We start from the raw sequence: 13,392 nt of genomic DNA, 5'->3' as shown, positions 1-13,392 counted from the left end.
ACGCTGGCTATTACCCGTACGCTTGAGCCAACTCATCCCCGCCTGAACCGCGGCTGCTACCTTCTCAGCTCACGTTTTTGACGTCTGCGGAGGTGCCCGGTGCGCGCTTGGTCGGCTGGTGGATTCACGCTTGTGGAAGTGCTGGTGGCGCTGTTCATGCTGTCGGTCGGGATCATCGGCGCGGCCGCCACGCAGTCGAAGGCACGCGCCGCGGCTCACCAGCAGGCACTGAACGCGGCCGCGGTGCAACTGGCGTCGTCGCTCGCCGAACGCATGCGCGCCAACCCCGTCGCCATGGCAGCGCCGGACGGCGCCAACCCTTATCTCCAGCTCGACTACGACAGCGCCGCCGGCCCGCCGCCAGCCCCGGTTTCGTGCTACGGCGACGACGCCTGCGCGCCCGCGGCGCTGGCGGCATTCGATGTGTACGAAGCCAGCCGCCTGCTCCACGACGGCTTCCCCCAGGGGCGCGTGCGCGTGTGCCGGGACGCGGCGCCGTGGGACGCCGCGGCCGACCGGCTGTCGTGGGATTGTGCCGCAGGCCCGGGGGCACCCATCGTCATCAAGATCGGCTGGCGCGGGACCGAGGGCGACGGGCAGTCACCCGCGTTTGCGCTGACTGCTGGCGGGAGCCTGTGATGGCGCGCCGGCGTTGGTTCACCCAACAGGGCTTGACCCTCGTCGAACTGCTGGTGGCAACCGCGGTTGGGCTGCTGGTGCTGCTGGCCGCGCAGGTGCTGTTCGCATCGGCCAATGCAGCCTACGTCGCGCAGGGCCAGGACGCCGAAGCGCAGCAGGGCGGCAGGTACGCACTCGACACGATAGGCCGGGCACTGCGCCAGTCCGCGTGGCGCGACCTGGAGCAAGCTGACCCTGGCAAGGCTTTCGATCCAGCCGCACCCGCACATGTGGCCGGACTGGACGCGCATTCGATCAGCAAAGGCGGTGACGGGATTGCCAACCCGCTGCCGTCGTCGGTGAACGGCAGCGACGTGCTGGCGGTGCGTTTTTCCGGTGCCGGTCCGGCGCCCAGTGGCGACGGCACCATGCTCAGTTGTGCCGGATTCCCGGCGCACGAGCATGCCGAAGGCTGGAGCATCTTCTACGTGGCGCGCGGTGGCGATGGCACCGGCGAGTTGCGCTGCAAGTACCGCGCCACTGGCGGCTGGGGCGCCGATGCGATCGTCACCGGCGTGGACAGCTTCCAGGTGCTGTATGGGCTGGACACCGACGATCCGGCCGACGGGGTGCCGAACCGCTACGTGAACGCCAGCGCAATCGAGGAACTCGACGCGGCGCTGGTCCTGGCAGGCAGCACGGCCGCCGAACGCGAACAGGACCTGAACCGGAAGACCCACTGGAAGCGCGTGGCCAGTGTGCAGTACGCGCTGCTGCTGCGGGGAGCGGAGGCGCGCAGCCTGGGGCGAAGCCGCACCTACGACCTGTTCGGGCCGGCGTACGGCGACCGGTTCGGCACCAGCGATGCGGGCACCCGGCTGAGCGAGGTTGCGCTGGCGGGTGTGGGGGCGCCGCGCCAGCGCAGGATATTCATGGCCACCGTGGCGCTGCGCGGAGGCCGGCGATGAACCGGGCCCACCTGCGCGGCCAAACGCGTGGCGCGGTTCTCCTGACCGCGCTGGTACTGATGCTGGTGGTGCTCATGCTTGCCATTGCGGCCGCACGCGCCGCTGCCGGCGATGAAAAGACGGCACGCCAGCAGCGCGACCGCGAGATCGCGTTCGCCGCAGCCGAGGCGGCGCTGCTTGACGCGGAGCTGGACATCGCCAGCACTGCGGGCACTTATCCCGGCCGGGCGTCGCTGTTCAATGTGGGCCCGAGCGGCATCGGCAAGGGATGCGGGCGCGGAACCGACGACCTCGGGCTTTGCTTGGCGGAGCCGGGAGCGGCCGCGCCAGCCTGGCAGGAAGTGGACCTGGCCGGCGACGAGGCGGTCACGGTCGCTTACGGCACGTTCACGGGAGCGCGCATGGCGACAGGCGAGGGTCCGCTACCGGCCCGGGCGCCGCGCTACCTCGTCGAGTTCCTGTCCCCGGTCCATCCTCCTCCGGGCAGCGGAAACTTCTTCCGCATTACCGCGATCGGTTTTGGGGCCAGCGAGCAAACGCGGGTCGTTTTGCAGGCGTTCTACCGCAAGCCAGCGGGTGCGCCGGGCGGAGCCAGCGCTCATGCCAGGGATGATGGGCATGGGCGGCCCGGGGCGGGCGGGGAGCCCGAGGCCGAGCTGCCTGCCGGGCGGATCGGATGGCGCGAGGTCGCCAACTGGACGGACCTGCACGAGGCTGCCGTCAAATAACAGGAACGGAGCAAACCGATGAGAGGATTTACCCTGGTCGAGGTGATGATCGTGCTCGTGATTCTTGCCGTGCTGGGTGCGATGGCTTACCCGACTTACGCCGGGTACATCCGCAAGACGCGGCGGATCGAAGCGCAGCTCGTGCTGGTCGAGGCCATGCAGCAGGAAGAGCATCACTTCACCCTGCACCGTCGCTACAAGGCGTTCTCGGCACTGGATGGCAGTGGGGGCCCGTTCCGATGGTGGTCCGGCAGCACGGCGGCGGCGAGTGCCTACGAGATCGACGCCTATCCCTGCCCGAACAGCACGCTCGCTGCCTGCATCGTGCTGCGGGCGCGCCCCGGCACAGACCGGGTGGACGGCCGCTTTCGCGACCCGGAGTGCGAAACGCTTACGCTCGACAGCGCAGGCAGGCAAACCTCGAGCGGCACGCTGGACAGGTGCTGGCCATGAAAAGCAGGCGGCACGTCGACGCTGCGGGGGCGCGTGGCTTTTCGCTGCTAGAGCTGCTGGCCGTGCTGGCCATGGCCGTGATCGTGTTTGCGGTCGGCGCCCCCAGCCTGGCCGCGCTGGTGCGTGCCCAGCAGATCCGCCTTGCCGCCGGCGAGCTGTTCGATGCGATCGGCATGACCCGGGCGCAGGCGATGGCGCGCAACGAACGGGTGGAGATGCTCGCCAATGGCCAGCCGGGCAACGACTGGTCGCTTGGCTGGACCGTGTTCGTGGACCGGGACGGTGACCATGTGCCCGGTGCCGGCGACGAGATACTTGCCGTGCACGGCCCGTTGCCGCGGCCGATCGCGACAGCCTTCACGTTCACGGCCGCTGCACCGCCGTATTACATCGCCTACAATGGCGCCGGACGCAGCTGCAGCGACACCAACAGCGCTGCCGCACGCATGGGGACGGTGTCGCTGTTCGACGGCCCGCTCGTGCGGCGTATTAAAATCAACATGCTTGGCCGGGTGCGCTTGTGCGATCCGTCGCGCGACAGCGATTGCGACGGGCCAGACGTGCCGCCATAGCGCTTTCCACCACACTTGAAGAAAACCGTGCAGATACTGAATGACACCGACGGCATGGCCCTGGCCCTCGAATGGGCGGCCAAGGGCATGTTCATCACCACGCCGAACCCGCGCATCGGCTGTGTGATCGTGCGCGACGGCGTGGTGATCGGCGCGGGGCACACCCAGCCGGCCGGGCAGGCGCACGCCGAAATCCAGGCATTGCGCGACGCCGCGGCGCGCGGCAACGATGTGCGCGGCGCTACCGCCTATGTCACGCTGGAGCCGTGCAGCCACCACGGCCGCACGCCGCCGTGTTCAGGCGCGCTGGTGCAGGCAGGGCTGGGCCGCGTGGTGGCAGCGATGGTCGATCCCAACCCGCTGGTCGCGGGGCGCGGGCTGGAACAACTGAAGGCGGCCGGCATCGCCGTCGAGTCGGGTGTGCTGGCCGAGCAGGCGTACGAGCTCAATATCGGCTTTTTCACCCGCATGCGCCACGGCCGCCCGTGGGTGCGCCTGAAGACCGCGGCGAGCCTGGACGGCGCCACGGCGCTGGCCAGCGGCGAAAGCCAGTGGATCACCGGCCCCGAGGCACGGGCGGACGGACACGCCTGGCGCGCGCGCGCCTGCGCGATCCTGACCGGCATTGGCACCGTCAAGGCGGACGACCCGCAGTTGACGGTGCGCGGCATCGACACGCCGCGGCAGCCGCGCCGCGTCATCGTCGACAGCAAGCTTGAAATTGCGCTGGACGCGCGCATCCTGCAGGGCGAGCCATGCTGGATCGTGGCGGCGCAGCCGAACGGCGACAAGGAAGCGGCACTGCGCGCGGCCGGGCACGACGTGGTCAATCTGCCCAACGCGTCCGGCAAGGTGGACCTGCCCGCGCTGATGCTGGAACTGGGCCGGCGCGAGATCAACGAGCTGCACGTCGAAGCCGGCGCCAAGCTCAATGCATCGCTGGTGCGCGTAGGCTGCGTGGACGAACTGCTGGTGTACCTCGCTCCCAGCCTGATCGGGCCGGGGCAGCCGATGTTCGCGCTGCCGCCTTTGGCACGCCTGGCCGACAAGCGCGCGCTGCGCTTTCACGAACTCAAACAGGTCGGCGCCGATGTGCGCATCCTGGCAAGAACCATCAAACCGGAGGAATGAAGCTGTATGTTTACTGGAATCGTCGCTGCCGTGGGCACCATCACCAAGATCACGCCGCTTGCCGGCGGGCTCGAAGCCGGGGTGCATCTTGAGATCGACGCCGGCGGGCTGCCGCTGGCCGACGTTGCGCTCGGCGACTCGATCGCCATCAACGGCGCCTGCATGACCGTGGTCGACAAGAGCGCCAATGGCTTTGCCGTGGACGTCTCGCGCGAAAGCCTGAACCGCACGGTGGGGCTGGACGCACCCGGCGAAGTCAATCTCGAAAAGGCGCTGACGCTGGCCGAACGCCTGGGCGGTCACCTGGTGTCGGGCCACGTCGATGGCCTGGGCAAGGTCCACAGCTTCGAGCCGGTCGGCGAAAGCCGCGAGCTCGTGATCGACGCGCCGCAGGAACTGGCCAGGTTCCTGGCGTACAAGGGCTCGGTGGTCGTCAACGGCGTGTCGCTGACCGTCAACCGGGTCGAGGACGTGGAGGAGGGCGGAGCCAAGGTGTGCCGCTTCTCGATCAACCTGATCCCGCACACCATCGAAGTGACCACGCTCAAGCACCTGCGCGCCGGCGCCAAGGTGAACCTCGAAATCGACCTGATCGCGCGCTACGTCGAGCGCATGCTGTCCGCCTCGCGCGCCTGATCTTCCGGCCGTCTGCCCCATTCCCGCGCCGCCTTGGCGCGGGAGTCCTGTCAATACCCGTGCGCAGTGCATTTCGCGTAGACTTCCCCATGCATATTTTGTAGCGGACGGGAAAAGTCCGTAAAGACAGACTTCCTTCAAGAACAGGACGAGAGATGAGAGAGACGAAAGGGATGGCGCACGGCGTGCTGCTGGCCGCGCTGCTGGCTGGCGCGGGCGCGGCGCATGCCGCCGGCGCAGCGATGCACAGCTACGCATCGCTGGCGATGAACGCGGACGGCACACGGATCGCCGTGGTCGAAGGCGGATCGGAAGAGGGCAACGGCAAACGCAATCAGCCGTTCATCGTGATCCGCGACGCCGCCACCGGCAAGGTGGTCGGGCGCTACGACGACACCACCGCCTGCCCCGGCTGCAAGATCGATTTCCCGTCCTGGTCGCCGGACCAGAAGTCGCTGGCCTTCATCGGCACCGACGCCAAGGCCGGCACCGCCACCGTGTTCGTCGCGCGCGACGGCAAGCTCACCGCGCTCACCACGATCAAGGGCGTGGCCAGCACGGCGCGCTGGTCGCCGGACGGCAAGCAGGTCGCGCTGCTGGCCACGGTCGGCGCGAAAAAGCTGACCGGCGCTGTCGAGGCAGGCGTGCCGCAGGTCGGTGAGCTCGGCCTGTCGCAGGACGAGGATGAGCAGCGCGTGGCGCTGGTGCCGGCTACCGGCGGCCAGATCAAACTGGTCTCTCCGGCCGACACCTTCGTCTATGAATACGACTGGACCCCGGACGGCAAAGGCTTTGTGGTCACCAGCGCCAAGGGCAATGGCGACGCCAACTGGTGGGTTGCGACCCTCGGCCACGTCGATGCGGCCAGCGGCAAGCTGCGCATCATCGCCGCTCCCAAAATGCAGATGAACATGCCGCACGTCTCGCCGGATGGCAGCACGGTCGCCTTCATCGGCGGGCTGATGAGCGACTTCGGCTCGGTCGGCGGCGACGTGTACACCGTCGCGCTGGCGGGCGGCGAACCGGTTGACGTGACGCCGGGCTACGCAGGCTCGTTCAACGGCATCGCCTGGCGCGGCAAGACCGTGCTGGCGTCGGTACTGGCGGGCAGCGATTCGGCCGTGGTGGCGATCGACCCGGCCAAGCGCAGCGCGCGCACGCTGTGGTCAGGTCCGGTTTCGTCGTCCGCCTCGCGTGACGGCCACTTCGTCTTCAGCGCCGACGGCGCGGTGGCTGCAGCGGTGCAGGAGGATTACGAGCACGCGCAGCACATCGTCGCCGGCCGCCTGCCGCAGCTGGCCACGATCACGCACGACAATGACGACTTTGCGCCGCAGGTGAGGGCGCAGAGCGTGAGCTGGACCAACGAAGGCTACAACGTGCAGGGCTGGCTGGTCGGCCCGCGCCAGGTGGAAGCCGGCAAGAAGTATCCGATGATCGTGCAGGTGCACGGCGGCCCGGCTGCCGCGGTTACCCCGCGCTTCATCACTGAAGGCGGCCGCAGCAACCTGGTGCGCGACCTGGCCCAGCGTGGCTACTTCGTCTTCATGCCCAACCCGCGCGGCAGCTACGGGCAGGGCACCAAGTTCAGCGGCGCCAACAAGCGCGACTTCGGCGGCGGCGACTGGCGCGACATCCTTGCCGGCGTCGATGCGGCGATCAAGGCTGCGCCGATCGACGGCGAGCGCCTGGGCCTGATGGGCCACTCGTACGGCGGCTTCATGACGATGTGGGGCGTGACCCACAGCCACCGCTTCAAGGCGGCTGTGGCCGGCGCCGGCATCGCCAACTGGATCAGCTACTACGGCCAGAACGGCATCAACACCTGGATGATCCCGTTCTTCGGCGCCTCGGCGTATGACGATCCGGCGGTGTACCGCGCCGCCTCGCCGATCGAGTCGATCAAGAACGCGACCACGCCGACCCTGATCTACGTGGGCGAGCGCGACGTCGAGTGCCCGGCGGCGCAGTCGATCGAATTCTGGAACGGCATGCGCGCGATGAACGTGCCGACCAAGCTGGTGATCTACGAGGGCGAGGGCCACGCGATCCGCAAGCCGGAGCACCAGAAGGACCAGCGCGAGCGTACGCTGGCGTGGTTTGACCACTACCTGAAGTAATCGCTACAACGAACCCGTCGTCCCGGCGAAGGCCGGGACCCATGCCGAGTCACCTCGCTGGCTGCGCTGTCGTAGTTGCACATGCGAGCGGTCTATGGATCCCGGCCTTCGCCGGGATGACGTTCGTGGGTTGGTGGCCAAGACGTTGCGTTGCCAGATAGCTCAGCCAACCGTAGGGTGGGCACTTGTGCCCACGCGGTTCGCCGCGCGCCGCGTATGCCCGCGTGGGCACGAGTGCCCACCCTACGAACTTGATCAATTCACCTTGGCCGCCGGCGTGGCCGCCGCCACTTTGCTCACATCCTTCTCCGGATACAGCACCACCTGCACATAGTTCTTCGTGTTGAAGTAGCGCTGCGCCGCCGCCTTCACGTCCGCCACGCTCAGGGTCGCGACGCGGTTTTCCAGTGCCAGCACCTCATGCGGGTCGGTCCCTTCGGTCAGCGAGGTCTGCAACATCGCCAGCCAGAAGCTGTTCTCTCGCAGCGACTTGCGGTAGCCCTGCGTCCAGTTCAGCTTCACCTTCTCCAGATCGGCCGGGTCAGGGCCGTCGCGCTTGATCTTCTCGATTTCGGCAAAGGTCGCAGCCAGCACCTTGTCCACGTTCTGCGGTCCCGTCGGCAGGGTCGCGGTGATCGAGTAGTGGCCGTAGGGGATCGGCGTCATCGAGCCCTGCATGCCGCCGCCGTAGATCAGGCCAAGCTGCTGGCGCAGCACGTCGAACACGCGCAGGTTCATCACCTCCATCAGCGCCGCCAGGCGCAGTTCCTCGCCGGCGGAAAAATCGGCCGGGCCGGTGAAGTGGAGCGAGACCGTGCTGCGGTCTTCCGCGCCGCTGTGCACCTCGCGCTTGATCACGCCGCTGACCGGGCGCAGGCCATGGTCGCGCCACGCGACCGGCAGGTCCGGCGTGGGCAGGCTGGCCAGGTAGGTGGCCACCAGCGGCTTGATCTGCTCGAGGTCGAAGCTGCCGACCAGGAAGAAGGTCATGTCCTTGGCGCTCGAAAAGCGCTGGCGGTAGATTGCGATGCTGCGGTCCAGGCTGATCTGCGCGTACTCCTCGGGACGCAGCGCACGCGGCGCGCGCGGGTGGTCGCCATACAGGGTCGCCTGCACCGTGTCGCCGAACAGGGCCGATGGCTGGCCCATCCGGTTGCGCGCCAACTCGACCTGCTTGCCGATGAAGGATTTGTACAGCTGCTCGTCGCGGCGCACGCCGTCAAAGCGCAGCCACACCATCTGCAGCAGGGTGTCGATGTCGGATGCGCCGGCCGCGCCGGCCAGGTTGTCGGTGTAGGTGCCCAGGCTGGTGCGTAGCGTCGCGGCCTTGCCGGCCAGGACCTTGTTCACGTCCAGCGGCGCCAGGTCCTTGATGCCCATGCTTTCGACGATCGCGTTGGCAAAGCGCGCGTTGAGCACGTCCTTGTCGTCGAACAGCCCCTGGCCGCCGAAACGCGTTGCGCTCATCAGGACCTGGTCGTTGTTGAAGTCGGTCGGCTTGAGCACGACCTTCACCCCGTTCGACAGCAGCAGGGTGGTCAGGCCCAGCACCTTGTCCTGGCTTTCGGCCACGATGCTGCCGGGCTGCGGCGGCTTGTCCATCAGCCTTGCCGCGACCTCCTTTTCGTCGTGGGCCTTGACCTGCACCTTCTCGGCCGCGGCCACCGCGGCCAGCAGCTCCTGCCCCAGCGGCGCCTTTTCGCCGGCCCGCTCCACTCCCGTGTAGATCACCAGCTTGGCCGAGTTGGCGGGGATGGTGCGGCGCGCGTAGGCATTGACGTCGGCGAGCGTGATGCCGGGGATAAGCTCGTGCATCATCTTGTACTCGGCCTCGATGCCGGGCAGCGACTCGCCCTCGAGGAAGTTGCGCGTGTATTCGGCCACGTAGGTCGCCGAATCGGTCTTGTCGCGCTCCAGGTAGGCCTGGTCGAAGTTGCGCAGCAGGTTTTTCTTCACCCGTTCCAGCTCGCCTTTGGCGAAACCGTATTTGCGGGCGCGCTCGTTTTCCTGCACCAGCGCGTCGATGGCGGGCGTGGCGCCGCGCGGGCCGAGCGCGGCGCGCACGATGTACGATTCGTAGCGCGGGGTGAGCTTGGAGACGCCGCTGCCGCCCGCCATGAACGGGGGCTCCGGCAGCTGCGACAGTTCGCGCAGGCGCTGGCCCAGCATGCCCTCGAACAGGCTGCGCACCAGCGTTTCGCGGTAGCCGCGCCAGGTTTCGCGGTCGCGCACCGGCTGCACCGGGTAGCGGATCAGCAGCGAGTTGCCGCCGGCTTCCTTGTCGGTGACCACCAGCGCCTCGGTCGCCTGCCGCTGCGGAACGGTCGCGTACTGGCGCGGCCGCTCCTTGGGCGGGTTGGCCAGGCCGGCGAAATGCGCCTTGACCAGGCGCTCGGCTTCCAGCGGCTCGATGTCGCCGACCACCACCACCGCCATCAGGTTGGGGCGGTACCAGTCGCGGTAAAAGCGGCGCAGCGCGTCCGGCTTGAAGGTGCGCAGCGTCTCTTCCTTGCCGATCGGGAGCCGCTCGGCGTAGCGCGAGCCGTTGAAGATGCGGGGCATCGTCACTTTGCCGATGCGGTCGCCCGCGCCCTTGTGCAGGCGCAGCTCTTCCAGGATGATGCCGCGCTCCTTGTCGATGTCCGCCTCGTCGAAGGTCAGGCCATGGGCCCAGTCCTCCAGCACCTGGAAGCCCTTGTCCACGTTCTCCTTGCGGTCGGTGGGAATGGGCAGCATGTACACCGTCTCGTCGAACGAGGTGTAGGCATTCAGGTCGGCGCCGTTCTTGACCCCGATCGATTCGAGGTAGGAGAACAGCTGGTTGCGCTTGAAGTGCGTGGTGCCGTTGAAGGCCATGTGCTCGGTGAAGTGGGCCAGGCCCTGCTGGTCGTCATCCTCCAGCACCGAGCCGGCCTTGACCACGAGGCGCAGCTCGAGCTTGTGCTCGGGCCGCGCGTTGCGCATGATGTAGTAGGTCAGGCCGTTGGCGAGCTTGCCCACCTTGACCTGGGGGCCGACCGGGATCGGCGCGTCGGGGTCCGGGGCAGCGCCCACGCCAAGCGCCACGGCGCAGAGCAGGGTGGCCAGGCAGGCGCGGGGAATGAAGTTGTTGGTCATCGGGCGATTCTTCGGTATCGGTCTGGATACCGATTCTACCCCCGGCTCAGCAGTCAGCCCGCACCGTTGTGCGGCAGCTTGGCCTGTCTCAGTAGCTGCGCCATCTGTTCGGGCGGCACCGGGCGGCTGTACAGGTAGCCCTGCAGCGCGTGGCAGCCGATCGCGCGCAGGTAATCGCGCTGCGCGCCGGTCTCGACCCCTTCGGCCACCACCGCCAGCGACAGGCCGCGCGCCAGTGCCACCGTGGCCTGCGCGATCGCGGCGCTGCGCGCGCAGCCGGTGATGTCGCGCACGAACGACTGGTCGATCTTCAGCTTGTCCAGCGAGAAGCGCGACAGGTAGCCGAGCGACGAGTAGCCGGTGCCGAAGTCGTCCAGCGCCACCGTCACGCCGATGGCGCGCAGCTCGGCCAGCTGTGCCTCGGCCGCGCCGCTGTCGCCCATCATCACGGTCTCGGTCAGCTCCACTTCGAGCCAGGAGGGCGCAAGGCCGGTCTCGGCCAGCGCCGCTCGCACCACGGACGGCAGCTTGCCCGAGCGGACCTGGTGGGCCGACACGTTGACCGCAACCCGCACCGGCGCCAGCCCGGCGTCCTGCCAGGCCTTGTTCTGGCGGCAGGCTTCGCGGATCACCCAGTTCCCGACCGGGACGATCAGGCCGGTCTCTTCGGCCAGCGGGATGAAGTCGCACGGTGGCACCAGGCCGAGCTCGGGACTGTGCCAGCGCAGCAGCGCCTCCATGCCGACGATGTGGCCCTGTTCGCTGGAGACCACCGGCTGGTAGTGCAGCGCCAGTTCGCCGCGTTCGAGCGCACAGCGCAGGCGCGATTCGAGCGCCAGCAGCTGCAGTGCCTGCGCGTTCATGTCGCGCTGGAAGAAGCGGAAATCGTTGCTGCCCGAGGCCTTCATGTTGGTGAGCGCCGCGTCCGCGGCCTTGAGCAGGTCGCCCGCGGTTTCGCCGTCGCGAGGGTACATGCCGATGCCGATGCTGGCGGTGAGCACCACGTCGTGGTTGTCCACCCGGATCGGCCGCGCGATCGTGTCCAGCAGCTTGCGCGCGCACGTTATCGCATCCTCGGTGCCGGCGCAGCGCGCCAGCATCAGCACGAAATCGTCGCTGCCCAGGCGCGCCGCGATGTTGTCCTCGCCGGCCAGCGCGGCGGTGCGGCGGCCCACTTCGCGCAGCGCCACGTCGCCGGCGGCCTGGCCCAGGCTGTCGTTGATGCGCTGCAGGCGGTCGAGGTTGAACATCATCAGCGCCAGCTGCCCGCCGTCGCGGCGCGCGCTGGCCAGCGCCGGTTCCATGCGCTCGAACAGCAGCGCGCGGTTGGCCAGGCCGGTCAGCGTGTCGTGGTTGGCCAGGTAGTCGACCTGGTGGTGCGCCGCCTTCAGCGCCGACAGGTCGGAGGATACGGAGACGTAGGCGTTGATGCTGCCGGAGGCGCCGCGCACGGCGCTGATGCTGATCAGCTCGGGGTAGATCTCGCCGTTCTTGCGGCGGTTCCAGATCTCGCCGCGCCATTGGCCCTGTTCTGACAGCGCCTGCCACATCTCGCGGTAGAACTCGTGGTCGTGCCGGCCGGAGCGCAAGAGGCGCGGGTTGTGGCCGAGGACTTCGGCCTCGCTGTAGCCGGTGATGCGCTCGAAGGCCGGATTGGCGGCGACGATGCTGGCGTCGGCGGTGGTCATCATGATGCTCTCGGCCGTGCTGTCGAATACCTGGCGCGCCAGCACCAGCCGGTGTTCGCTCTCGCGCAGCGCGGCGTCGGCGCGCTCGCGCGCGTCCGCCTCGCGCTGGAGTTGCAAAACCTGGCCCTGCACCAGCTGGTACAGGTTCAGGTTGTCATAGGCCACCGCCAGGTGCGCGGCGACCATCACCGCAATGATCTCGTCTTCTTCGCAAAAGGGGGCGGCCCCGGCGCGGCGGGTGGCATACACCCAGCCGTGGCGGCGGCGCGCGTCGTGCACCGGCAGGCCGAGGAAGGGGCCGCGGTGCACGCGCCCTGGCGGCAGCACGGCCACGCCGCCCGGTTCACGCAACGGGGTGTCGGCGTGTGCCAGTGCGCCGGGCAAGCGGCCGGGGTCGGCCGCAACGTCCTGCAGCAGCTCGGCCGCAATGCCGTGCGCATGCAGGTGGCGCACCTGCGTGCCGTCCGCGTCCAGCAGGCACAGGGCCAGTTCGTCGGCGTCCAGCAGCGTGGCCAGCGCATCGACGAAGGTCTCTGCCAGCGTCTCTGCCCGCCGTTCGCGTGCCATGCGCAGGCACAAGGCCTCCAGCGCGGCCAGGCGCTGCTCGAGCGGATGCTGCGGCTGGACCGGATCGTGGCGGGCCGGCGGCGCGGCCAGCGCTGGCTCGCTCGCGGCGTCGCCCAGCCCCAGCTCGGCGTCAATCGCGTCGAAGATCGCCTGCGGCTCGGCCGGCTTGGACAGCACGGTCGTCACCCCGCAGCTGCTGGCAATCTGCGCCGTTTCCTCTTCGGTGTACACGGCGGAGTAGAAGATGACCCGGGTGCCGGCGACCAGCGGGTCGGCGCGCAGGCGCTGCACGAAGGCGTGGCCGTCCATGCCGGGCATCAGGATGTCGGTGATGACCAGGTCGGGACGCTGCGCCCGCACGCAGGCCAGCGCCTGGGCGCCGTCGGCCGCCTGCAGGGTGCGGTGGCCGGCAAAGCCCAGCAGGGCCACAAGGTACTCGCGATTGCCGGGGCGGTCGTCGACCACGAGGACGGTGGCCATCAGCCTTTCCTTTCGTCGGGCGCTGCCGGCCCCACGATGGCGATACGTGGTGAGCGCATCTTGCCTCCTTCTTGCGCCGCCGGCAGCGTGGCGGGCGCGTGTCCAGTTCAATCATAGCTTGCAGGCAGCCTGGGCTCTCCCGCATTGTCGAATGTTACATCGAAACGATTAACAGTTGACGGTCGAATGGGCGTATTGATGTTGTGGAATGACAACGTGACAGGGATGGCCGGGACCGGCGCGGCAATGTGCCGGCTGCGACCGCCCAATGGCCGGGCCGGGAGGCGGCAAATCCTTTAAAATAGCGTATTTCG

At 68.5% G+C, this 13,392-nt stretch carries 10 protein-coding genes; 8 read left to right on the top strand and 2 right to left on the bottom strand.

Annotation, left to right across the window (positions count from 1 at the left end):
- Positions 1 to 99 precede the first annotated feature (99 nt).
- From pilV to NX774_RS10560, 8 genes are all read left to right on the top strand, one after another.
- Positions 100 to 639, top strand: coding sequence for a type IV pilus modification protein PilV (pilV, locus tag NX774_RS10595; RefSeq protein ID WP_258822136.1), 540 nt, complete (start codon positions 100 to 102; stop codon positions 637 to 639).
- Positions 639 to 1,586: a PilW family protein gene (locus tag NX774_RS10590; protein WP_258822135.1), complete on the top strand. Its 948-nt coding sequence runs from the start codon at positions 639 to 641 to the stop codon at positions 1,584 to 1,586. The genes pilV and NX774_RS10590 overlap by 1 nt, the downstream gene beginning before the upstream one ends.
- The gene (locus NX774_RS10585; protein WP_258822134.1) at positions 1,583 to 2,314 is read left to right on the top strand and encodes a pilus assembly protein; all 732 of its coding nucleotides are present in this window, start codon (positions 1,583 to 1,585) and stop codon (positions 2,312 to 2,314) included. The genes NX774_RS10590 and NX774_RS10585 overlap by 4 nt, the downstream gene beginning before the upstream one ends.
- A gap of 18 nt (positions 2,315 to 2,332) precedes the next feature.
- Entirely contained in the window at positions 2,333 to 2,767 is a 435-nt protein-coding gene (locus tag NX774_RS10580) for a type IV pilin protein (RefSeq protein ID WP_258822133.1), read from the top strand.
- On the top strand, positions 2,764 to 3,339 hold the full coding sequence (locus NX774_RS10575; RefSeq protein WP_258822132.1) for a GspH/FimT family pseudopilin: 576 nt from the start codon (positions 2,764 to 2,766) through the stop codon (positions 3,337 to 3,339). Before NX774_RS10580 ends, NX774_RS10575 begins: the two co-directional genes overlap by 4 nt.
- A 54-nt stretch (positions 3,340 to 3,393) precedes the next feature.
- Positions 3,394 to 4,470, top strand: a complete 1,077-nt coding sequence (gene ribD / locus NX774_RS10570) for a bifunctional diaminohydroxyphosphoribosylaminopyrimidine deaminase/5-amino-6-(5-phosphoribosylamino)uracil reductase RibD (RefSeq protein ID WP_307731244.1) — start codon at positions 3,394 to 3,396, stop codon at positions 4,468 to 4,470.
- 6 nt (positions 4,471 to 4,476) lie between these two features.
- A complete protein-coding gene (locus NX774_RS10565; protein WP_258822130.1) occupies positions 4,477 to 5,106 on the top strand; it encodes a riboflavin synthase in 630 nt (209 codons plus the stop codon).
- A 155-nt stretch (positions 5,107 to 5,261) separates the two neighbouring features.
- Entirely contained in the window at positions 5,262 to 7,226 is a 1,965-nt protein-coding gene (locus NX774_RS10560; RefSeq protein ID WP_258822129.1) for a S9 family peptidase, read from the top strand.
- Between the two features lie 255 nt (positions 7,227 to 7,481).
- On the opposite strand, the gene NX774_RS10555 is transcribed toward NX774_RS10560, so the two are convergent.
- Together NX774_RS10555 and NX774_RS10550 are read right to left on the bottom strand one after the other, a co-directional pair.
- Complete coding sequence (locus tag NX774_RS10555) at positions 7,482 to 10,343, bottom strand: M16 family metallopeptidase (RefSeq protein ID WP_258822128.1); 2,862 nt, start codon at positions 10,341 to 10,343, stop codon at positions 7,482 to 7,484.
- Between the two features lie 53 nt (positions 10,344 to 10,396).
- Positions 10,397 to 13,078, bottom strand: coding sequence for a two-component system response regulator (locus tag NX774_RS10550; RefSeq protein ID WP_258822127.1), 2,682 nt, complete (start codon positions 13,076 to 13,078; stop codon positions 10,397 to 10,399).
- Positions 13,079 to 13,392 lie beyond the last annotated feature (314 nt).

The organism is Massilia agilis (assembly GCF_024756255.1).
GTDB classification, from domain to species: Bacteria; Pseudomonadota; Gammaproteobacteria; order Burkholderiales; family Burkholderiaceae_D; genus Telluria; species Telluria agilis.
The sequence above is the reverse complement of the archived record's forward strand: the minus strand, read 5'-3'. Positions and strand labels throughout refer to the sequence as shown.